19 protein-coding genes and 2 pseudogenes are annotated in these 21,180 nt (G+C 59.4%); 6 read left to right on the forward strand and 15 right to left on the reverse strand.

What is annotated here, in order from left to right; all coding sequences use genetic code 11:
• Nucleotides 1–70 precede the first annotated feature (70 nt).
• The 5 genes from GO499_RS19855 to GO499_RS19720 form a co-directional block, all read right to left on the reverse strand.
• Complete coding sequence (locus GO499_RS19855; protein WP_348520809.1) at nucleotides 71–202, reverse strand: recombinase family protein; 132 nt, start codon at nucleotides 200–202, stop codon at nucleotides 71–73.
• Between the two features lie 290 nt (nucleotides 203–492).
• Complete coding sequence (locus tag GO499_RS09545) at nucleotides 493–1,347, reverse strand: NAD-dependent epimerase/dehydratase family protein (RefSeq protein WP_161861980.1); 855 nt, start codon at nucleotides 1,345–1,347, stop codon at nucleotides 493–495.
• Nucleotides 1,344–2,231, reverse strand: a complete 888-nt coding sequence (locus GO499_RS09550) for a LysR substrate-binding domain-containing protein (protein ID WP_161861981.1) — start codon at nucleotides 2,229–2,231, stop codon at nucleotides 1,344–1,346. Before GO499_RS09550 ends, GO499_RS09545 begins: the two co-directional genes overlap by 4 nt.
• 413 nt (nucleotides 2,232–2,644) lie before the next feature.
• Nucleotides 2,645–3,229: a recombinase family protein gene (locus GO499_RS09555; RefSeq protein ID WP_284154959.1), complete on the reverse strand. Its 585-nt coding sequence runs from the start codon at nucleotides 3,227–3,229 to the stop codon at nucleotides 2,645–2,647.
• A gap of 214 nt (nucleotides 3,230–3,443) precedes the next feature.
• Nucleotides 3,444–3,683 (reverse strand): hypothetical protein, encoded by a 240-nt coding sequence (locus GO499_RS19720; RefSeq protein ID WP_284154960.1) that lies wholly within the window; start codon nucleotides 3,681–3,683, stop codon nucleotides 3,444–3,446.
• 36 nt (nucleotides 3,684–3,719) lie between these two features.
• On the opposite strand from GO499_RS19720, the gene GO499_RS19725 reads away from it, so the two are divergent.
• Complete coding sequence (locus GO499_RS19725) at nucleotides 3,720–4,622, forward strand: hypothetical protein (protein ID WP_284154961.1); 903 nt, start codon at nucleotides 3,720–3,722, stop codon at nucleotides 4,620–4,622.
• A 556-nt stretch (nucleotides 4,623–5,178) separates the two neighbouring features.
• Here GO499_RS19725 and GO499_RS19895 read toward each other — a convergent pair.
• From GO499_RS19895 to metC, 9 genes and pseudogenes are all read right to left on the reverse strand, one after another.
• Nucleotides 5,179–5,339, reverse strand: a pseudogene (locus GO499_RS19895) (IS110 family transposase); the annotation flags it as partial.
• Between the two features lie 36 nt (nucleotides 5,340–5,375).
• Nucleotides 5,376–5,547: pseudogene (locus GO499_RS09565) on the reverse strand (IS6 family transposase); the annotation flags it as partial.
• A gap of 196 nt (nucleotides 5,548–5,743) precedes the next feature.
• On the reverse strand, nucleotides 5,744–6,505 hold the full coding sequence (locus tag GO499_RS09570; RefSeq protein WP_161861983.1) for an aspartate/glutamate racemase family protein: 762 nt from the start codon (nucleotides 6,503–6,505) through the stop codon (nucleotides 5,744–5,746).
• Between the two features lies 1 nt (nucleotide 6,506).
• Entirely contained in the window at nucleotides 6,507–8,432 is a 1,926-nt protein-coding gene (locus GO499_RS09575) for a TRAP transporter permease (RefSeq protein ID WP_161861984.1), read from the reverse strand.
• 64 nt (nucleotides 8,433–8,496) lie between these two features.
• A complete protein-coding gene (locus tag GO499_RS09580) occupies nucleotides 8,497–9,483 on the reverse strand; it encodes a TAXI family TRAP transporter solute-binding subunit (protein ID WP_161861985.1) in 987 nt (328 codons plus the stop codon).
• Nucleotides 9,484–9,569: 86 nt separating this feature from the next.
• Complete coding sequence (locus tag GO499_RS09585; RefSeq protein WP_161861986.1) at nucleotides 9,570–10,940, reverse strand: NAD(P)/FAD-dependent oxidoreductase; 1,371 nt, start codon at nucleotides 10,938–10,940, stop codon at nucleotides 9,570–9,572.
• Nucleotides 10,937–11,275, reverse strand: coding sequence for a (2Fe-2S)-binding protein (locus GO499_RS09590; protein ID WP_161861987.1), 339 nt, complete (start codon nucleotides 11,273–11,275; stop codon nucleotides 10,937–10,939). The genes GO499_RS09585 and GO499_RS09590 overlap by 4 nt, the downstream gene beginning before the upstream one ends.
• A complete protein-coding gene (locus GO499_RS09595) occupies nucleotides 11,268–12,389 on the reverse strand; it encodes an NAD(P)/FAD-dependent oxidoreductase (RefSeq protein ID WP_161861988.1) in 1,122 nt (373 codons plus the stop codon). The genes GO499_RS09590 and GO499_RS09595 overlap by 8 nt, the downstream gene beginning before the upstream one ends.
• A 9-nt stretch (nucleotides 12,390–12,398) precedes the next feature.
• Complete coding sequence (metC, locus tag GO499_RS09600; RefSeq protein WP_161861989.1) at nucleotides 12,399–13,568, reverse strand: cystathionine beta-lyase; 1,170 nt, start codon at nucleotides 13,566–13,568, stop codon at nucleotides 12,399–12,401.
• A gap of 142 nt (nucleotides 13,569–13,710) precedes the next feature.
• Here metC and GO499_RS09605 point away from each other — a divergent pair, with 142 nt between their 5' ends.
• Genes GO499_RS09605 through GO499_RS09615 form a run of 3 tightly spaced genes read left to right on the forward strand, consistent with a single transcriptional unit; the run spans nucleotide 13,711 to nucleotide 17,135 of the window.
• Complete coding sequence (locus tag GO499_RS09605) at nucleotides 13,711–14,427, forward strand: GntR family transcriptional regulator (RefSeq protein WP_161861990.1); 717 nt, start codon at nucleotides 13,711–13,713, stop codon at nucleotides 14,425–14,427.
• A gap of 18 nt (nucleotides 14,428–14,445) precedes the next feature.
• Nucleotides 14,446–16,797: a molybdopterin-dependent oxidoreductase gene (locus GO499_RS09610; protein ID WP_161861991.1), complete on the forward strand. Its 2,352-nt coding sequence runs from the start codon at nucleotides 14,446–14,448 to the stop codon at nucleotides 16,795–16,797.
• The gene (locus GO499_RS09615) at nucleotides 16,794–17,135 is read left to right on the forward strand and encodes a RidA family protein (RefSeq protein ID WP_161861992.1); all 342 of its coding nucleotides are present in this window, start codon (nucleotides 16,794–16,796) and stop codon (nucleotides 17,133–17,135) included. The genes GO499_RS09610 and GO499_RS09615 overlap by 4 nt, the downstream gene beginning before the upstream one ends.
• A 41-nt stretch (nucleotides 17,136–17,176) precedes the next feature.
• On the opposite strand, the gene GO499_RS09620 is transcribed toward GO499_RS09615, so the two are convergent.
• On the reverse strand, nucleotides 17,177–18,151 hold the full coding sequence (locus GO499_RS09620; protein WP_161861993.1) for a quinone oxidoreductase family protein: 975 nt from the start codon (nucleotides 18,149–18,151) through the stop codon (nucleotides 17,177–17,179).
• A 158-nt stretch (nucleotides 18,152–18,309) separates the two neighbouring features.
• On the opposite strand from GO499_RS09620, the gene GO499_RS09625 reads away from it, so the two are divergent.
• The gene (locus GO499_RS09625; RefSeq protein WP_284154962.1) at nucleotides 18,310–18,720 is read left to right on the forward strand and encodes a carboxymuconolactone decarboxylase family protein; all 411 of its coding nucleotides are present in this window, start codon (nucleotides 18,310–18,312) and stop codon (nucleotides 18,718–18,720) included.
• A 41-nt stretch (nucleotides 18,721–18,761) separates the two neighbouring features.
• Nucleotides 18,762–21,164, forward strand: coding sequence for a transketolase (locus GO499_RS09630; protein ID WP_161861994.1), 2,403 nt, complete (start codon nucleotides 18,762–18,764; stop codon nucleotides 21,162–21,164).
• Nucleotides 21,165–21,180: the final 16 nt, after the last annotated feature.

Below are 21,180 nucleotides of genomic sequence, written 5' to 3' on the forward strand. Positions count from 1 at the left end.
ACCGAAGGCAATACTAGTATTCCAGTTGGGCGTGGTTGATTGTTTTAAGTAGCTGAGGGTCACATCTGCCTTAGCTAAACCTCTCCACAAGGTTCCGCACATTCGACACATGCCAGCGCCCGCCACGCCGGGTAAGGATGCCCCTGTCGTTGAGCTCCCGAGCAATAGCCCGCAGGCTCGTGTGCCTCTCCGCCCTTCCCAGCCCGCCTCAGCGCCTCTAGGGTTGCCCAGCTTGACCCCACGGGCCCTGGCGACCGCCAGAGCCTCTCTCGTGCGCCGGGAGATAGCCTCGCGCTCACGTTCGGCCACGAGGGCGATGATGCCGACGTTGCGGTCATTGGCCTCGGGCATATCGACCGCCACGAAGCGGAAATTTGAGCCCAGCCGCCATTGCGACTGCTCTGCAGACTTAGCTGTCGTTGGCGGTTGCGTGGTTGACGTCCGCTTGGAAAGCCAGATTACGTTCGGTTATGTCTTAAAAACTGGATATCGCTAAGTGGTCGATTCTTTCATCGAAGACGCAAAGCCGTGCAGTGGTGCCCAGTTCCACTGGTTTTGCGCGCGGCTGCTGTCGTAAACGCGATCAATTCGATCGGGGAGCACCCAGCCAAGACGATCAAACGTTTCGACAAAATATGGGCATCTTTCTTCCAACAGCGCGCGCAAGCTATGGGTCAACCGGGGTTCATCTCCGCGTTGAAACGGCGTTCTGGCAGTAGCGATCATTGGCATTGGGTCAACACCTGTCGCCATGGCCGCATGTAAATGCGCGCGCCCAGAATCGCGTTCATTGATGCCTCGCGAAAGGCGGTAGATGGCCATAAGCCGGGCTGGTTCTGGGAAGCATCGGCCGAGTCTGACGATAGAGGCGGTCAAATGCTGGCCGGTTGCAGCAATCACCAAAGCTTCGGCCTCCAATTTGGTGCTGTGGTAGATTGTTCTTGGCAAGGACGGGCAGGTCTCGTCGATCCAGCGAGCTGGCTCATCGTTTGCCGCCCCCCCCCCATAAACAGCGGTCGTACTCGTCAACACGAAACGATCTGTACCGGCTGTCTCAGCGGCGCGCAGAACGCTTGCTGTCCCATCAATATTGATCGATTTGAACGTATCCTCGGACTGCAGCCCAACATGTGGCGCATGCAGCCCTGCACAATGGAAAACGCACTCAGCGCCTTCGAACAATCTGCTCAACTGGTTTGTGTCTCGCACGTCCGCTTTAACGATTCCGTCGCAAGGAATGGCATCGATGCCGACCACGTGAATGTCGTTCCTGCGCGCTTCGTTACAAATGGCGCGCCCGATCCGGCCAGCCGCGCCCGTTACAGCTATCGAACGAAGACCTTTCATGAGCGCCCCTGTGCAAGTTCTTTCACCAACCAGTTGCGGAAGGCTTCTACCTGTGGGGACCTGTGCCCCCGTTCTGGTTCGACAAACCAATACGCGATGCCTGTTCGGAAACGTCCCGGTAGCGGAGCCACTAGCCGTTTCGCCACCAACGCATCCTGAGCGAGGGTTTCCCATGCAAGAAACACTCCCTGACCGGCAATCGCTGCATCGAGACACAGCGATGCGTCCGAATACATTGGCCCATCGCCAAGCTGGCTTGCCTGCATATCATTCGGGCCCAGCCATACGTCCCAGCCGAACATCGATGTTGGCTCTTGAATGATCGGAATCTTCGTCAAATCTGAAGGGGCCACAATGGCGTCTGCCAGCGACGGGGCGCAGACGGGAAACACCCGCTGGTCGAACAGTTTTTCCGAGTGAACATTTGGCCAATCGCCCCACCCGACACGAATGCAAGCGTCCACAGCGTTTGCGCGTGGATCAATCACGTCGACCGAGGCATCAATCCGCACCCGGATCGACGGATGTACTGCCGAAAAACGGCTCAAGCGCCAAACAAGCCACTTCCCAGCGAAAACCGGCGCGACAGAAATTGTGATTGCATCAGTCGCGTTGGGCCGCGTGACAGTGATGCCTTTCGCGATCTCGCGAAACCCATCGTTCAGGTGCTCTGCCAACTGACGTCCAATGGCGGTTGGAACGAGACCTTTTGGCAGACGTTCGAACAACTGCCGGTCAAGCTGTGCTTCGGCCTTGATGATCTGCTGACTTACAGCCCCTGGCGTGACGCCCAGTTCATCGGCTGCTGCACGCAAGCTGCCAAGACGCGCGACGGCTTCAACCGAACGTAGCATGCCAAGATGGATTCCATTCAGGTCCTTCATATAGCTATGCTATACAAAGACTGACAAAAAAATCGATTCATAATGCGAGTTAAGTCCGATTTAATAAAGTAATGCTATATAAAATCTACACGCTGATCCGCAGACTTTTTGACAGCCATGAAAGGGCTGAGCTGTCCAAATGCGCAGAAGAAAACGCGCGGTGGAGGCGCGACCCACTGTCCCACCCCTGCATTCGCCATATGAGTATGAGAGAGATCGCTGACCTTCCTATCGACCCTCACGCCATTGCCCGTGAGTAGGTTAAAGATGGGCAACCTCTGAGTTCCATAGCTAGACCTGCCGATAGGATCGAACAAGATTACCTGGTCCCGACGTTCGTTGCGAATCAGAAAAAAGCCCTTCGCCGCATCCAGAATGAACTTCAACTTCGTGGGTGCTGATGCGTATTGCAGCTAGCTCGTCAATCTCTCCACCAAGTTCCTGACATTCGACACATGCCACCGCCCACCGCGCCTTGTGAGAATACCCCTGTGATTGAGCTCCCGCGCCATGGCCCTCAGGGTCGTGTGCCCGTCCGCCTGGATCGCCTCGACGACCGGCCGCAGCTCTTCCGCAAATTCGTCGGCATTGCGCGCCACGGTCGCTCTCAGCGCCTCTCCGCCCTTCCCAGCTCTCCTGAGGGCCTCCGCGCCGTTGGGGTTGCCCAGCTTGACCCCACGGGCCTTTGCGGCTGCCAGCGCCTCCCGGGTGCGCCGGGAGATGGCCTCACGTTCCTGCTCCGCGACCAGGGCCATGATGCCGACCGTGAGGTCATTTGCCTCCGGCATGTCGACGGCCACGAAGCGGACGCCGCTGTCTCTGAGGGTGAGCAGGAAGGCGGCATTGCGGGAGAGCCGGTCGAGCTTCGCGATGACGAGCGTTGCGCCCGTCAGTCTCGCAAGCCCCAGGGCTTCCGCGAGTTTTGGCCTGTCCGTCTTGCGTCCGCTCTCGATCTCGGTGAAGCGACCACCCGATGCTGTAGTTGACCTTGCTGTCAATGAAATCATTCCACGTGCAAGAGAGGACCTGCAACGGGACTTTGGAAGCTTCACAGAGAAGCGCCCCTTCACAGGTCTGGTAAAAGCAAACCCACGCAAAGCTTTGTCGGCGCTGTCGGTTGCGGCCAGACGGGACGATTATCCACAGGTGTTTTGGTCAGACATGATTAATGAGCTTCCTGATGACATCGCACCTAGGCTCCGAAGGGTGTTTCTACACCGTCTTAGCCGCCTTCCTCATGCTGTAATCGTGGAGTTGAGACACACAGTCTGTCGGTGGCTGGAACAGAACATCACAAAGCTGATCGAGTTCGATGACGAACTTGCTTGGGCCGTGTTTGATCATGTCGTGGATGGCGTTGTCGGGGGTGGTGACAGCGCGACCGAAAGCGGGATAGGAGAAGTAAGTCGAGGCGGTGAGGTTATCCCCCGGTCGCGTCGCACATATCAACATGCGATTAACGGGCCTCTTGGAATGTGTGCAGAGGCCTTGTTCCATGCCGTACCTGGTGAAAAGCAGGAACAAAATTCACTGATACCAGACCACATCAAGAGCCGTATTGAACGCTTGTTTGCATCGCCGGGTGAGGGTTCCGACCACGCTGTTTCAATCACTTTCAGCAAGCTGAACTGGTTGATGTATGTTGATCCAGAGTGGGTTGAACATCGCCTCATACCCATGTTGGCTTTCGATCATACTGCTGCTGAACCAGCTTGGAATGGGTTCCTGTGTAGCAATCGAGTTCCGAGGTCACCTCTGGCAGTCCTTGTTAAGCCACTTCTGTTGCAAGCCGCGCCATGGGTTGAGAACCAGACATGGGATCGCGATCTGGCAAAGGTCATCACCCAATGGTTGGGATGGATGTACATCTTCAAGCGTGATGAAGACGACGGGCTGACAAAGCAAGAAATGCGACGCGTGTTGCGAGAGATGTCCGATGACACACGCAATCAGTTTATTTGGTGGTTAGGAAAAGTCGGCCAAGGGAACGACGACGGTTGGGAGACGCTAGTAGCGCCCTTCTTGAATGAAGTATGGCCGCGAGAACGCATCTTCCGCACTGCGTCGTCGGTCGAGTCATGGATCAGCTTGCTTGACGATACTGGAAACAGTTTTCCAGTGGTGTACGCCTCCGTTAAGCGTTACTTGGTACCGGTCGAAACTGACCGCCATCCGTTCTACCGATTTACTCGAGAGGTTGGCGAAGACGAACCAATCACTACGCAGTTCCCAGTGGAAACTCTTGATCTTCTCGATTCTGTGACACCAAAGGTTCTGAGCCGAACTCCATACGAATTACCGAAAATACTGGTGTTGGTGAGCGAAGCAGCACCCAATCTAAGGGCGGATCATCGTTACCTAGGACTAATGGATTTGGTTGAGAGGATGTAGGTAGAACCAATGTCTCAATGTCCGCTTCGTGGGGGTTGGCAAAGTGCAGCTGCACCTGCAGCGAAGGTCGGCTTTCCGCCATCTTGTCGTAAAGAATGGCTTGGGAGCTCTGTGATTTGCCACCATCCTTGTGTGCTAGTTGCACCTATCGCGCCGTCCACGTTCGACGCCAGTCGCATCTCAAGCCAACTGCCACTAACCGGCAACCGCGAATAGCGCGCCTAAAAATTATACTATCTCAATGAGTTAAAGCTGAACACCAAATCGGCCCAGTCAACAGCTTTGGAGAACCAAGGCCACAGAGAACGCTTTCGCGCCACCTAGCGTAGAGTGCAATAAACAGCCACTCCGCTACAAGCCTTTAGAATAACGAAAAAATCACGCACTAAGGCGCGGGTGAGAAACGTTTCTTGGGGATTTGTGGCGGAGGGGATGGGCCTGACGTCGAACCTTCTCTCGTTCGCAACTCATTAATTTTATTAGGCACCGCCGTGGTTCGACACGTCAATTGGTGCGAAAGCGACTGAAATCAAACCGGCTCACACACGCTGACGTCGGCATCCATCGCCAACAGACAAGGCGGCTGTTCCGCTATGAACCTCGCGAAATGCGGCCACGACAGCTTCTTGCGAAAGCGACTGAGCCGCCCCGCGCGGCCCCATGCAACTGGAACACATTCTCTGCCAGATCGACGCCGATGATGCTAACTTCTCCTATGGATGCTCTCTCTTTCAGCTTGTGTTTCAACACCGTAAACCGATGCCACCAGAACCGGACGGTTTCGTGGCAGACGTCGACGCCGCGCTCATGGAGCAGGATCCTCTACGTTCCGAAGGGACAGTGGGAACCGAACATACATCATCACCGCAAGGCGGATGATCTCCGGGCTGGTTTTGAAATACCAGAATGGGCTGCGTTTGGTCATCCGCCGAGGCTATGCAACCGCCCTGCCCGTCTCAAGCTGGTTTCCACATGACAAAACCCGCGAGGCGGATGATCTCGGGACTGGTCTTGAACCACTTGAAAGGGCTGGATCGGGTCATAGCGGAACGCTACTCGGCCACCTGCCCCGCCTAAAGCCGGGTTCCTCTGACACTGCCGTCCACTTAGAAGAACACACATTAAGGCATATTGGTTGGATCGCTTTGCAACTTTGGATTGAATCTGCGCGGCTTCAATCCCGCTTGAAACCAGTTCACCAGCGTGACGCAGTCGAACACAGGGAGACCCAATTCTTCAGAGATGTCGGCTGAAAACGGCGCGAGGTTGGTGCATTCGCAGACGATCGCGCCCAGATCAGGATTGTCTGATTTGAACTCTCGGGCCGCTGCCAGAACTTCCTGCCTCAATGTCTCGAAGGCAACCGTCGCATCGCCCTCCTTGATCCAGCGAACAAATTCACTGCCGTGTGGCATCCCCTTCACTGGTGTGTCGAGTGGCACGTTCACCGCCTCGAAGTACGGGCCGTCAAGCACATCACCGTTGTAGGTCATCACCCCGACACGCTTCTTTGAACCTATGATCGTTTGAACCAGCGGCACTTGGAGAAGGGCCGACGTCGCCACCGGGATACCGCAAAAATCTGCGAGCTCCTTCTGGTAAATCGACAGAAACCCGCAAGTCGTGGTGATTCCATCAACTCCTTCATCGATTAGCTCGCGCGCCGATGCCTTGAAAGGTTCGAGAAGGCTCGCGTTGTGCAGATCTGTCATCTTAGCCGGCACGGCGTCATGGACGATCTTGTAGTTTACAGGGAAATCCCATGTGGACGCATTCCCGATATCTCCCGGATATCGAGTGAAATAGGTCCTGACCATGAGAATGCCGACATCGACTCCATAGAAAATCTTCTGCCCAACGCGGTTCGAGTCATAGTCAGCCATTTCAGTTCTCCTGGTTCACGTTTCGTTTGAGGGCTCGACTGGAAAAGCCTTCCCAAAGGTAGGCAAAGGCCAGCAGAACGAAGGCAATGATCGCCCGCGTCTCCATCGGCAGGATCTCGTGGCCGAGGGCACAAAACAGCCCGGCCGCAGTGAAAAACAGCCGTAGCGGTAAATTGAGCCGCCGGACGACATAGCCGATCGATCCAATGGAAAAGAGCGTCACGGACGCACAAAGGCCAGTGAATGTGAGTATGATTTCGAGGAGTGGGGCTTCCAGCGTGAGGCCTGGCGCGAAGAGGAAACTGAAGCCGGCGATGAACCCGCCGATCGCCATCCGGAAGGCTTGTCCGCCCGAGGCGAGGGGGTTGGCCTTCGCTATGGCTGCAGCCGCGTAGGAGGCAGCAGCAACAGGTGGCGTGGCGTCGGCCAGAACCGCGAAATAGAACACGAAGAGGTGTATCTGCAATAGCGAAGCATCCGTCGCTCCGGCAAGGATCGGTGTGCCGATCGCCGAGGTGATGATGTAGGCAGGAGTCGTCGGCACGCCCATGCCGAGTAGCAGGCACAGGGCGGCGAGGATGAGGACAAGCAACATGACCGAATCGCCGGCAAGCTCGGTCACGATCCCGCCAAAGGCGAGGATGAGTCCGGTATTCGTAAGCGACGCCATGATGATACCGGCACATGTAACGGCAACGGCAATGATCGCGATTGTTGCACCCGAATGAACAAGCGCACGGAAGATCGTCGAGGGATACATGCGCGTGTGTGGACGGAGCCACGAGACGATGACGATGGCGATCGTTGAATAGAAGGCCGCATGATAGGCCGAGAACCGCATCGCCATCATCGTGACCAGGATCACAAGCGGGATGGCGAGATGTATGTCCGGCAGAAGATCCTTCCAGTGCGGCATCTCGGACTTCGGCAGTGGCTCGATCCCCAACCGCTTCGACAGGTAGTGAACCGACACGAGGATTCCGAAGAAATAGAGCACCCCGCCCAGAAAGGCGGCGGTGACGATATCCCAGTAAGGGACCTGGATAAGTTCGGCCATGACGAAGGCGGCGGCCCCCATGACGGGCGGCATGATCAGGCCCCCGACGGACGCCGAGGCTTCGGTTCCCGCGGCCAGGCTGCCCTTGAACCCCAGCTTCTTCATCATCGGAATGGTGACGGATCCTGTGACGACCACGTTGGCGACTGACGAGCCCGACGTGCTCCCGAACAAGGCAGAGGTAATAACAGCGACTTTGGCTGGGCCGCCTGACAGACGGCCGGCCAGCAAGTTGCCGAAGGTCATAAATAACTTTCCGATGCCCGATTGCTGCAGGAAGGCACCGAAGATCAGGAAGGTCGCGACAATGGTAGCCGAAATCCCGGTTAGCAACCCGAAAAGCCCACTGCCGTTCATCATGTACATGGTTTCGGCAATATGGCTGAGCGGCATGTTTCGATAGTTCCACATGCCCGGTAACAGATGCGCGATAAACATGTAGAGAATCGTTAGCCCTGCGAGGATCGACAGCGCGATCGAAAGTGCACGGCGGACACCCTCAAGCACGAGGACGACCATAACGCAGGCCAGAACCACCTCGAGATCGGTAAGTGGGCTGATAAAAACGGCCCGGTCGTAGACGCGTTCGGGGTTCAGGTAGGCATAGAGAGGGGGCACGATCGATACCGCAGCAAGGACCCAGTCGAGAATGCTGGGCGGCGGCGCGTTCTCGTCCTCAATATCTTCGGAGAGCGTTGTTCGGTGTGCCGGGAAGAGGATGAAGATCGCCGGCAAGAACAGTGTGAGATGCAGGGTCGCCAGCTTGAGTGGTTCCGGGTAGCCCCACCCCGCATAATAGAAGTGCAACAAGGCGGCGCCGGCCAACCAGAGGTTTCCGATAATGGCAGTGATTCCGGTCAGATGTCGCATGGATCCGGCCCCTTGAAATGGATTTGGCCGCCTCCGGAGCGAAGGCGGCCACGGTCAGGTCGGATCAGTCCATGTATCCCATTTCGCGGTAGGCACGCTCTGCTCCGGGATGCAGCGGGACCGGCTGGTTCTGCCATGCAGTTTCAGGATCGAACCCCGACAGCGCACCCGAGATGTCACCATAGGCTTCCTGGTTCTCGAGGAGAGCGGTGACGATCTGATAGACAAGCTCTTCGTCGAGGCCGGCATCTGCGAGGACGACCGTCGAAAGGTTCGCGGCCATCACGTCTCCCTCAACGCCACTCTGAAGCATGTCATATGTTCCGGCCGGGATGGCCAGGCTTCCGTATCCGTACGTCGCGTTGAGGTGTTCAAGAAGGTCTTGCGGGAAAGGAATAACACGCGCGTCCCGACGGCCCGCCTCAACCTCAAGCGCGATGCCTGTAGGGGCCGCGCCGGCGCCGAGCAGCACGTCGATCTGGTTGTTCTGGAACGCCGCGACCAGACCGGTGTAATCGGCGCTGATGACCGAGCCCCCGGCTTCGCTGACGGTGTCACGGGTCGATCCATAGTAGTCGAGCATCCTCAGCATCGTCAGGTATTCTGAGGTCGCGGGATCGGACGTGCCGATGCGAATGGTCGGATCGGAGAAGATCTCCTCCAGCGATCGCGTTTCGTCGGCACCGACAATGACATGGACCTGAGAATTCATCCAGGTGCTTCCAAGCGATGTGAGATTGGGAGCCGCCGCATCGTAAGGCTCTTCGCCAGCCAAAGCTGCGGCAGCAAGAAAGTCGATGCCCATGCCGAGCTGGCTGATGCCCGCGCCGATCCGGGACGGGTTGTCGCGTCCGCCACCAGGGACGATCCGGATGTTGAGCCCGTCCACTTCGTCCATGACGATGTTTGCCAGACCCGTGGTCACCGTGAACCAGCTCCCGCCGACCGAGCCAGCGGCCCACTCGATGTTCTGCGCCTGTGCCACTCCAACCGACATGGCCGCGGCAACCGCTGTGACGGCCAAGGTCTTTCCGAAATTCGTGATCCTCATCGACTCTCTCCTGTTGCTGGATTGTACTCTTTTATGATGTATTGCATACCATCTTATAAAATTGTTGTAAACTTTTTCTAATGGTGTCACTCAGAGTCCTGATGCAGTTGAGCGATCTCGGTCAATGTGACCGGGTTGAACGGAGACCGAATTGTATAGTGCCCAACCTCGCTCGGGCTCTTCCCGGTCATTGCTGCCATAGTGGAACTCACGATCGGCCCGCAAATCCGCCCTTGGCACGGCCCCATGCCCGAACGTGTGAACGCCTTGAGCTGATTGGGACCGGGGCAACCTTCCGAGACCGCATCGCGGACTGCGCGTCGCGTGACCAGTTCACACCGGCACAGCAAGACGGCGTCGTCGTTCGGCACGAGAAAACGTTCACGCGGCCGGTAAAGCGACTCCAGAAACGGTCGCGCCGCACCGTCTGTTCTCAGCAGTGACTTCAGCTCGGCGGCACGTGTCTGCCGCGCCTCAGCAGCCTTCTCTAGGGTGTCCTCTGCAATTCCGAGGACTGCGAGCTCGCCAGTCAGGCCGGCGCTGGTGGCACCCCGTATTCCGGCACCGTCGCCCGCGACCCTGAGCCAATCAACATCTGTGCGCCCCATCTCGTCGGACATTGGCGTCCAACAGACCTGCGACTCTGACCAGACGTGCGCACACCTGGTCGACAAACTGGCGTGCACCGCTGGAATGACTCCCTGGTGCACAAAGGCAATGTCACAATCCACAGTGGTCGCAACGGAGCCCGCACGGTAAGCGATCGCTTCCAGCTTCGAGGTTCCCTGGAAGGAATAGTCGTCGACACGTTCAATCCGCACACCGGTGCTCCGGATCTCAGAAAGCAGGCCAAGCCCCTTCTTGAGGTAGCGCCATCCCCTCATGGCGCCCAAACCGTGCCGGAGGGCTGCCGCGCGTTGCCTGAGGGGAGTCGTGTCGAGTACGGCCTTTGGCCGCATGCCGGACCGCAAGTACTGGGCCACCACAAGATAGAGCAGCGGCCCGGACCCAACGAAAACAGGAGCCTCGGCGATGATGCCGCCGGACTTGAGCATGACCTGCGCCGCACCAGCCGTCATCACGCCTGGTAACGTCCATCCCAGCGTCGGGACAGGCCGTTCCATGGCGCCGGTTGCAAGAATGACGTGCGATGCCTTAATCTGTCGAGATCCATCAGACCCCGTGTAACAAACGCCGTCATGGTCGATTCTCCACACGCGGGACATCGGTCGATAGTCGGCGTCGCCTGCCAGGAACCGTTCAACCAATGCCCTTCCGTCGACGAAATCGGCCCCAAGGATAGAATCGAGTGTCGAAGAAAGAACGTTTCTGTAGATCTGCCCGCCTGGTGCCTCCTGATCGTCCAGCACTATCACCCTCAGGCCCAGTCCGCGGGCGGCTATGGCGGCCGTCATTCCTGCCGGCCCGGCTCCGACGATAATGACATCGGCACTCATTTGGGGCCGCCTTCTCGTTCGCTCGCACGCAGCAAATCCGCTGCGCCGCCCTGACGCTCGACAATCATACCGCCCCGGACCGGCAGTAGGCAGCTTTGTTGATTGGGCTTTCCGTCCACCGTGACGAGGCATTCGAAACAGACGCCCATCATGCAATAGGGCGCCCGCGATTTCTGGCCATCGATCTCGTGAACCGGGCTCGCCCTGTTCGGAAACTTCCCCCGAAAGAGCAATCCAGCAGCCAGGGAAACTCCTGCTGGCAAGTCAACGACAATGCCGTCGAGCAATATCCGCACGGTCGGCCTTGCATGGCCAGGATCGATCGCCTTAAACATCGAAACGCTCCGCCGCGAATGCCCGTGCAATGTCCGTGTCGAGCTCATGGCCCGCGATCTGCACGGCCATGTCTTCAGCGTGAAATGGGCTTAGGGTCACGCCCGAATGTACGGACACGACCGTGGCCTTGTGAATTGATCCGCGTCCAAACCCCCTCATCTGATACACGGGCGCCCCATCGGGGGTCATGATGCGCAAGGCCCCCCAGGTTCGGACGACCCCCGCGTTCTGCAGGTGCGGAAATGCCCGGATCGCCCGTTCTGCGGTATCTTTGAGAACGTCCACGGTTGTACCGGTGTCGTATCCCGCGTCTTCTGACGACTCCCCGATCACGCAACTCCCTTCAACGGTCTGGCGAATGAAGCTGACATTGAGCGGCAGGAACGGCTGCAGGCGTTCAGTCACCATGATCTGACCACGCACGGGACGCACGTCGCCGAAGAGGTTCAGTTGCGGAGCCAGACGCGCGTTGCCCAAGCCAGCGCAGAGAGCCACATGGTTTGTCCGGAACTCTCCTTGCTCTGTCTGAAGCACGAACCCTCCGGCCTCGGCCCTCAAATCCGAGACGCCACAGGACGCAATGTAGGCACATCCGTTCAGAGTGGCCGACTTGATCAGTGCCCGCAGAAGATACAGCGGGTTCGCCGTTCCGTCCTCGGCGGAATAGCTGCCGCCGAGGACATCTGGGCCGATCATCGGGAACAGCCGCGCAACCCCTGCATGATTGAGCATTTCGTAGCGATTCTCGATCCGCACACCTTGGGCGGATTTCTCCATCGTTGCCGTGCGCTTCTCGAGCTCGGCTTCGGAAAAGCAAAGGAAGACTGCCCCGCGCTTCTCGTAGTGAACGTCGATGCCGGTCTGTTGCCGAAGACGGTCTGCCAGCCCTTGCCAGTCCAACGCACTTTTTCTCGTAAGGTCGGCATAGGGTGGATTGCCCGCACCCTTTCCTTGAACCCAGACATTCCCCAGATTTCCTCGAGCGGCTCGAATGGCCACATCGCCTTCGTCGAGGATGGCGACGTCACACCCCCGGCGCGCCAGACCCTCCGCGACAGCGGCACCCACGATCCCGCCGCCGACAACTATGAAATCATGTGTCCTAGTTGCCATCTAGTTCGCCTAGCGAAACGCAGTAGTTATCGCCTGCTCCAAATCGGCCGTGAGATCGGCCGCTTGTTCCAGGCCTGCGTGCAAACGTACTACGATGCGGTCGTCTTCCCAGCTAGTCGCGGTGCGGCAGCTCCTCGGATCGGAAATCAGGGCCAGGCTTTCATACCCGCCCCACGAAAACCCGAGCCCGAACAGTTCAAGTGCTTCGACAAAGGTGACCGCTTGCGTCTTGTCGCGCGTTTCGAGCTGGATGGCAAAAAGCCCCGACGCGCCGGTGAAATCGCGCTTCCAGAGCAGATGATCGGTGTGGCTAGCCAGCCCGGGATGGAAAACGGTCGCAACCTCAGGTTGCGCCTGGCACCATTCGGCAATCGCGAGCCCGTTTGCTTGGTGCTGCTCAAGACGCACGGGAAGCGTGCGCAGACCTCTCTGCGCCACCCACGTGATGTCAGGGGCAACGCTATAGCCGACCCAATTGGCCGCTTCCTTCAGTTCGCGGTAGGCCTCGATGTTCTTGCAGGTCACGACGCCTAGCGTCGCATCAGAATGGCCGACGATATACTTGGTCGCCGCCTGCATGACGATGTCGGCGCCAAGCTCCAAGGGTCGATGAAAATAACCTGTCGCATAGGTGTTGTCGCAGCACACAAGAGCCTGCCGCGCATGAGCGGCGGTCGAGATGGCCGGAATATCCTGCACCTCGAACGTGAGGGACCCAGGTGATTCCAGAAAAACGAGGGTCGTATTGTCGGTCATGAGGTCAGCAATGCCCTCGCCGATCCTGGGATCGAAGTACACAACCTCCACCCCGATGCGCGCAAAGAACTTGGAGTAACTTCCCCGCGCGGGATCATAGATGTTGTCTGTGACCAGGATGCGCGAGCCAGGCGTCGCGAAGGCGAGTGCCGGCAAGGTGCAAGCCGCCAGACCGGACGGGACTGACAAACTGTAAGATCCTCCCTCAAGTTCAGAGACACCATCTTCGAAGGCGTAACCGTTGCGGGTGCCGAGCCGCCCATAGAAGATGTTCCCGGGCTCGAACCGGCATTTCTTTGCGGCCTCGATGTCGTGCACAGAGTCGAAAAGGAAGGTGGAAGCTCGTTCCAGCGGGGGATTGACGGGCCTGACGCCCGAGTTCTGGTTTCCCGAATGCACGAGCTGCGTCATGAGGCTAGTCATTGTCAGGGTCTCCCGGAGGCTATACCACCGGCCTACCGTATTGCACTCCATCTGTCAATATGGTATGCCATAAGGAAGAACTGGAAACCAGAAATGCTGAGTGGTATCTACTATTAAGGTATTGAGGTTGAGGAAGGCATTAATGAGCTTAACAGAACAACTTGGTATCTTGGAAGCCGACCGCTTGCCTGGGTCGCTGGTTCCAGACGACGGTTCGCTCCCACAGCAGATTGCGGCGGTGATCCGCCACCGGATCATTCACGACGAGATCAAGCCGGGCAAACCGATCCGAGAAAGGCAACTAGCCGAGGAACTGCAGGTATCGCGGACTCCACTTAGAGACGCGCTCAAAATCCTGGCGCTGGAAAAATTGGTGGAGCACATCCCCAACAAGGGCGCCGTGGTTATCGATCATTCGCCCGACGACATCTCAGACATGTTGCTGGTCTACATCGAGCTCGACGGACTCGGGGGGCGGCTCGCATGCAGGGTTGGGACCGAAGCAGATTTCCTGCGCGTCGAGCGCCAAATTCATCGGATGGAATCTGCAACGCGCGACAACGATCGGATTGCGTATTTTCGTGCGAACCAGGCATTTCACCTGGCTATCGTGGCCGCCTCCCGCAGCAGTTGCACCATAGAGTTCCACGCGAACCTCAACCTTCGTCTCCATCGCGTGAGGTATCTTTCAATCCTCAAAAACCATCAGTGGATGGACCGTTCCGATGACCATTCAAAGCTGCTTTCCGCACTGCGCGCCCGCGATGCTGCCGCCTACTCTGAGATCCAGCAGAGACACTTCTCGGTTGCTTGGCACCTGGTCGATGCTTGGACGAACCGTGCTCCCGAAGGCGAATAGATAAGAGTAGTACAATTCATGCTTCCTACACCGCCACGCCGATATCTGGGGACCCACTGGGGCACCTACGAGGCCAACTATACCGAGCAGCGGCTGACCGAACTACTGCCAATCGCGGAAGACCCTGATCCTTCGCCCATAGCACAAGGCATGATTGTGGCACAGGATGCTCCATCAAGGATCGAGCGCCCGGCTCTTCGCGCGGGCTTTTTGGAGCGAGTTCGCAATGGGTCTGCTCCAGAGGCGCAAACGGGCGAACGAGGTCGCGATACGTTCGTTGAACTGCCGTGGGAAGAAGCGCTCGACATCGCCGCTTTGGAAATCGACCGCGTGATCCGTACGTATGGAAACCATGCGATCTTCGGGGGCAGCTACGGCTGGGCTTCCGCCGGCCGCTTCCATCACGCACAAAGCCAAGTGCATCGCTTTCTCAACGGGATCGGTGGCTACACGCGCTCGGTACAGAACTACAGCTACGCGGCCGCGGACGTCATTGTCCCCCATGTCATCGGCGACAAGCGCGGTCTTGTCTCGGGACACACGCCGCTCCACCGGATCGCCCAGGAGACCGACACACTTCTGCTTTTTGGCGGCCTGCCACATAAGAACGCACAGGTGAGCTCCGGAGGCATTTCGCGCCACATCCTTCGCGACTTCCTTGACGAGGTGTCTGCGCGGGACGCGAGGATCGTTTCAGTCTCGCCCATCTCCGACGACACCGAATGTGCAGGCGTCGAATGGTTGCCGATCCGCCCCGGCACCGACACCGCTCTGATGCTCGGCATCGCCCATGTCCTGATTTCTGAAGGCCTGCACGACAAAGGATTCCTCTCAACGCACACCGTGGGTTTCGAGCGACTGGAAGCCTATGTCCTCGGCCACGGCGACAATGTCCCGAAAACCGCCAGCTGGGCCGCCTCGATCACCGATATCCCTGAGACGGACATCGTGGCCCTTGCGCGAACGCTCGCGGCAACCCGCAGCTTCATCATGGTCGCATGGTCGTTGCAGCGCGCCCGCTTCGGCGAGCAGCCTTACTGGATGGCCATCGCCCTTGCGGCGATGCTCGGGCAGATCGGTCTGCCAGGCGGCGGGTTCGGGTTTGGCTACGGGTCGACGAACGGCGTGGGCTTTCCAAACCGCAACACAGGCATGCCTGCACTGTCGCAACTTTCGAACCCGGTTGCGGACTTCATTCCGGTGGCGCGGATTGCCGATTGCCTCGCGCACCCCGGCGAGACCTACGACTACAACGGACAGACACGGACCTACCCCGATCTGCGCCTGATCTATTGGGCGGGTGGAAATCCCTTCCATCACCATCAGGACCTGAACCGGTTCCACGACCTCTGGCAGCGCCCGGAAACGATCATCGTCAACGAGAGTTTCTGGACAGCGACGGCGCGGCGCGCCGACATTGTCTTTCCCGTGGCGACCGCGCTCGAGCGCAACGATATCGTCGCGGCTGGCCGCGACAGTTTCATCACGCCCTCACACGCCCTGAGACCACCCTTCGCCGACAGCCGCACGGATTACGAGATATTTGCGGCGCTCGCCGAACGCCTCGGAACAATTGCGGGATTCACCGAAGGTCGGGATGAGGAAGCGTGGCTTCGCACAATGTATGACGCGGCACTGAGCTCGCATTCCTCAGGCGCTGCGCTCCCGCCGTTTGATGAGTTCTGGAAGGGTGGACCGTTCATTCTGGAACCGACCGAAGAGACACGGAACGCAGAACTTTTTGCCGAGTTCCGAAGAGATCCCGAACGAGCGGCATTGGAGACGCCCTCCGGCAAGATCGAGCTGTATTCAGAAACCATTGCAGCATTCGGATACGATGACTGCCCTGGGCACCCAGTATGGCTCGAGCCCGACGAGTGGCTCGGCTCTGACCGCGGGACGGCCTATCCCCTTCACTTGATCAGCAATCAACCGAAATCCAAGCTGCACAGTCAGTACGACGCCGGACCGCACGCCCGGGCGGACAAGATACAGGGTCGTGAACGATTGCGCTTGAACCCGGCTGACGCTCAGTCCAGGGGTCTGATCGATGGTCAAGTGGTAAAAATTTTCAATCACCGCGGAGCCTGCCTTGCCGGATTGGAAGTCAGCGAGGCAATTCGTCCCGGCGTTGTCCAGCTGTCGACAGGGGCGTGGTTTGATCCCGATTACTCTGATGCTCACCGCCTGTGCCGACATGGCAATCCAAACGTGCTCACGAAGGACATGCCTACGTCGCGCTTGTCACAAGGCGTGGCCGCGATGACCTGCCTTGTCGAAGTTGAAGCTTTTGAAGGCCCGCTCCCCCCAATCACGGTCTTCGAACGACCCTCAATCGACAGCTCTCGGATATACAAGGAAGAGAAATGATACGGATCGGTCACAATGCACGGCGCTCGCGTGCCATCGTCACAAACGGCACCGTCTACATGGGCGGACAGGTTGGAAAAGATCTGGACCGGAACATCGAAGATCAGACGCGCTCGGCGCTGGCAGGGATCGACGAGTTGCTGGAGCAAGCTGGCAGCAGCCGCGACAAGGTGGTGCACGTTACGATCTGGCTGAAGACGATGGACGACTACGATGCCATGAATGCGATCTGGGATGAATGGATCGACAGCAAAAGCCCTCCGACGCGGGCCTGCTGTGCGGTTCCGATGGCCGACCCTCGCATCCTCGTGGAATTTGTCCCGACCGCCGTCTTGTAGTCCAAGGGCAATTGAAGGGGGGCGCTGCCCCCCTTTCCCTTTCAGGGCTGAAGCAGGATCTGACCGGTCGTACGACGCGCCTCGAGATCCGTATGAGCCTCCGAGGCATCGGACAGCGCGTAGATCTTCGAAATGTCCGCGTTGACTGCGCCGGTCCTCACCGCGTCAAAGAGACGGTCAGATGCGCGCAGCAAATCGCTACGGTCCGCGATGTACGGAAAAACCTGGGGCCGCGCGAGCAACAGGCATTTCGGAGCCAGCACCGCAATGTTGACGGGAGGAACCGCGCCAGATGCGTTGCCGAAACTGACAACGCGACCGAACTTCGACGCGACCGCGATTGAAACGTCGAACGTATCCTTTCCAACGCCGTCATAGACAACCGCGCACCCCTTGCCACCGGTGATGGCGGAGACTCGCGCCGGCACGTCTTCCGAGCTCGAAACGATGACATGGTCGGCCCCGAGCGAGGAGATGAGGTCGGCCTTCTCCGGCGTGGACGTTATGCCGATGACCGTGCACCCGAGAGCCTTCGCCCATGTCACTAGCAACTGACCAACTCCACCCGCAGCTGAGTGCACGAGGACAATATCGCCCTGTTCGACCGGGGCGATGCGAAATAGGAGCTGCTCCGCCGTCATCCCCTTCAACATCAGCGCGGCGGCCGTCTCGTCAGTAATATCATCAGGGATCGCGACCATGCGCTCGGCAGGAACAACCCGTTGCTCCGAGTAAGCGCCAGGCTCTGTCATGACGTACGCGACCCGGTCGCCGACGCTCAGATCCTCGACACCGCAGCCAAGTTCTTCGACGATTCCCGCGGCTTCCATCCCAACGACGCCGGGGAATGTCATCATTGGATAGGCGCCAGATCGCACGTAGGTGTCGATGAAGTTCACTCCTATGGCCGTGTGGCGGATCAGAACATCACCCTCGCCTGGCCGACCAGCGTCCCATTCCACCCACTTGAACTCTTCTGGTCCACCCTTGTCGTCCTGAACGATCGCCTTTGACATGCTTTGCCCTTCCCATGCGTGTTTTGGTCACAAATTTTCGTTTTGGTATGCCATATTGACATTTAAAGCACAATAGTGCGAATCTGCAGTTCGAACCGCAAGTGTCTGGGCAACGCTGATGTATGCCTTAACCGGAACTTGCCGCTGGAGGAGACCCCATGAACATCACCCCCCCGATCGAGTACGAAGATGCGACCGCAGAGGTTCGCGCAATCTACGATGACATACGCGCGACGCGCGGCACGGACTACATTAACAACGTCTGGAAATGCTTTGCCCATAATCCAAAGCTGCTGCGACGCACCTGGGAGAGCGTGAAGGAAGTCATGGGGCCTGGCACACTGGACCCTGTCGTGAAGGAAATGATCTATCTTGCGGTCAGCATATCGAACAACTGCGGCTATTGCATTGCAAGCCACAGCGCCGGTGCGCAGAAGGCCGGCATGACCGATGAGATGTTCGGGGAAGTCATGGATATCGTTGGCATGGCGAACGAAAACAACAAGCTTGTCGCGGGTTATCGCGTCCCGATCGACGACGTGTATCTCAAGGTTCGTGGCGCCGACTGAGGCAGCAGGTCCACAGGACGACTGGAAAACGCGAGGGCCCCATGGCGAAACTCGAAAACACCCATCTCAAGACCGTCGAGCAGCGCCTGTTGTGGGTGTCGCACTGGATGATCCATCACGCCAACCACGTCCGGCCCAAGGTGGACGGGATCAAGATCGGCGGGCACCAGGCTTCCTCGGCCTCGATGGTGTCGATCATGACGGCGCTCTATTTCTCCGCGCTCAGGCCCGCCGACCGGGTCGCGGTCAAACCGCATGCCTCCCCGGTGTTCCACGCGATCCAATACCTGATGGGCCAGCAGACACGCGAGCGGATGGAGAATTTCCGCGGGCTTGGCGGCGTGCAGAGTTACCCGTCGCGCACCAAGGATGCGGGCGATGTCGATTTCTCCACCGGGTCGGTGGGTCTTGGCGTGGGCATCACGGCGCTGGCGGCGCTGGTGCAGGATTTCATCGAGGCCAAGGCCTGGGGCCAGGACATCCCGAAGGGCCGCATGGTGGCGCTGATCGGCGACGCCGAGATGGACGAGGGCAACATCTACGAGGTACTGCAGGAGGGCTGGAAGAACGGGCTGCGCAACACCTGGTGGATCATTGACTACAACCGCCAGTCGCTCGACGGGATCGTGCGCGAGGGGCTGTTCGAGCGGATCGAGAAGATCTTCGGCGCCTTCGGCTGGGACGTGGAGCGGGTGAAATACGGCGCGCTGCAGCGTGCGGCCTTCGAGGAGCCCGGCGGCGCGGGCCTGCGCGACTGGATCGACGCCTGCTCCAACGCGCAATACGCGGCGCTGACCTACATGGGCGGTGCGGTCTGGCGCAAGCGCCTGATGGACGACCTTGGGGACCAGGGCGACGTGACCGCGCTTCTCGACCGGCGCAGCGATGCGGAGCTGGCCGCGCTGATGGAGAACCTCGGCGGCAATTGCGTGGAGACGATGGCCGAGACCTTCGCCGCCATCGACCACGACCGCCCGACCTGTTTCCTCGCCTACACGATCAAGGGCTGGGGAACGCCGATCGCAGGCCACAAGGACAACCACGGCGGGTTGATGACCAAGGCTCAGATGGCCGAGTGGCAGGCCCACATGGGTGTGCCCGAGGGCTCGGAATGGGAGCCCTTCGCCGGGGTGGAGGACGTCGACCGGCTCAAGGAGTTCCTCGCGAGTATCCCGTTCTTCGCCGAAGGACCGCGCCGCTTCGCCGACGCGCGGCTCGACGTGCCGCAGATCGGTTTCTCCACCGACCGCGAGATCTCGACCCAGGCCGCCTTCGGCAAGATCCTCGACGAACTCGCCAAGGGAGACAGCGCGCTCGCTGCCCGGATCATGACGACCTCGCCCGACGTGACGGGCACCACCGGGCTCGGCGCCTTCGTGAACCGGCGCCAGCTCTTCGCCCGCCACGCGCTGCCCGACGCCTTCATCGAGCACCGCATCCCCTCAACAGCGAAGTGGAACTTCGCACCCGCAGGCCAGCACATCGAGCTCGGCATCGCCGAGATGAACCTGTTCCTGCTCTTGGGCGCGGCAGGTCTCGCCCACAGCCTCTGGGGCAAGCGGATCATCCCCATCGGCACAGTCTACGACCCCTTCGTCAACCGCGGTCTCGATGCGCTGAACTACGCCTGCTACCAGGATGCGCGGTTCCTGATCGTCGGTACGCCGTCCGGCGTCACGCTCGCGCCCGAGGGCGGCGCGCACCAGTCGATTGGCACCCCGCTCACCGGCATGGCGCAGGACGGGCTGGCGGCCTTCGAGCCGGCCTTCGCCGACGAGCTGGCGGTCATCCTCGAATGGGCCTTCGACTACCTGCAGCGCGACGGCACGGGCGACCAGGACGAGCGCACCTGGCTTCGGGACGAGACCGGCGGCTCGGTCTACCTGCGGCTGACCACCAAGCCGCTGGAGCAGCCCGGCAAGCGCGCCGACGATGCCTTCCGCCAGGGCGCGATCGACGGCGCCTACTGGCTGCGCCCGCCGCAGCCAAATTGCGCGGTCGTCATCGCCTACCAGGGCGCCGTCGCGGACGAGGCCATCGCCGCCGCGGGCCTGATCGCCGAGCACCGCCGCGATGTCGCGGTGCTCGCCGTCACCTCCGCCGACCGTCTCAATGCCGGATGGAGCGCCGCGCAGCGCGAGCGCGCCCGCGGCAACCCCGCCGCTCAAAGCCATATCGAGCGCCTGCTGGGCACCCTGCCCCGCTACTGCGTCCTCGTAACCGTCATCGACGGGCACCCCGCGACGCTGTCTTGGCTCGGCTCCGTCGCAGGCCACCGCACCATCCCCCACGGCGTCGAGCACTTCGGCCAGACCGGCACCGTCGGCGACCTCTACCGCCACTTTCGCATCGACCGCGAGGCGCTGGTGACCTCGATCAGCGAGATGACGGACGGGGCGCGGGCAGCGACCTTGCCGAGGGGGATGTTTATTCTTGGTGGATGAACAGACTGGATCGAAA

This window comes from Algicella marina (assembly GCF_009931615.1).
GTDB classification, from domain to species: domain Bacteria; phylum Pseudomonadota; class Alphaproteobacteria; order Rhodobacterales; family Rhodobacteraceae; genus Algicella; species Algicella marina.

Excerpts from the sequence above, each read along its gene's own strand:
- GO499_RS09545 (WP_161861980.1), bottom strand. The coding sequence starts at position 1,347 with ATGAAAGGTCTTCGTTCGATAGCTGTAACGGGCGCGGCTGGCCGGATC.
- GO499_RS09550 (WP_161861981.1), bottom strand. The coding sequence starts at position 2,231 with ATGAAGGACCTGAATGGAATCCATCTTGGCATGCTACGTTCGGTTGAA.
- GO499_RS19720 (WP_284154960.1), bottom strand. The coding sequence starts at position 3,683 with ATGTTGATATGTGCGACGCGACCGGGGGATAACCTCACCGCCTCGACT.
- GO499_RS09570 (WP_161861983.1), bottom strand. The coding sequence starts at position 6,505 with ATGGCTGACTATGACTCGAACCGCGTTGGGCAGAAGATTTTCTATGGA.
- GO499_RS09575 (WP_161861984.1), bottom strand. The coding sequence starts at position 8,432 with ATGCGACATCTGACCGGAATCACTGCCATTATCGGAAACCTCTGGTTG.
- GO499_RS09580 (WP_161861985.1), bottom strand. The coding sequence starts at position 9,483 with ATGAGGATCACGAATTTCGGAAAGACCTTGGCCGTCACAGCGGTTGCC.
- GO499_RS09585 (WP_161861986.1), bottom strand. The coding sequence starts at position 10,940 with ATGAGTGCCGATGTCATTATCGTCGGAGCCGGGCCGGCAGGAATGACG.
- GO499_RS09590 (WP_161861987.1), bottom strand. The coding sequence starts at position 11,275 with ATGTTTAAGGCGATCGATCCTGGCCATGCAAGGCCGACCGTGCGGATA.
- GO499_RS09595 (WP_161861988.1), bottom strand. The coding sequence starts at position 12,389 with ATGGCAACTAGGACACATGATTTCATAGTTGTCGGCGGCGGGATCGTG.
- metC (WP_161861989.1), bottom strand. The coding sequence starts at position 13,568 with ATGACTAGCCTCATGACGCAGCTCGTGCATTCGGGAAACCAGAACTCG.
- GO499_RS09605 (WP_161861990.1), top strand. The coding sequence starts at position 13,711 with ATGAGCTTAACAGAACAACTTGGTATCTTGGAAGCCGACCGCTTGCCT.
- GO499_RS09610 (WP_161861991.1), top strand. The coding sequence starts at position 14,446 with ATGCTTCCTACACCGCCACGCCGATATCTGGGGACCCACTGGGGCACC.
- GO499_RS09615 (WP_161861992.1), top strand. The coding sequence starts at position 16,794 with ATGATACGGATCGGTCACAATGCACGGCGCTCGCGTGCCATCGTCACA.
- GO499_RS09620 (WP_161861993.1), bottom strand. The coding sequence starts at position 18,151 with ATGTCAAAGGCGATCGTTCAGGACGACAAGGGTGGACCAGAAGAGTTC.
- GO499_RS09625 (WP_284154962.1), top strand. The coding sequence starts at position 18,310 with ATGAACATCACCCCCCCGATCGAGTACGAAGATGCGACCGCAGAGGTT.
- GO499_RS09630 (WP_161861994.1), top strand. The coding sequence starts at position 18,762 with ATGGCGAAACTCGAAAACACCCATCTCAAGACCGTCGAGCAGCGCCTG.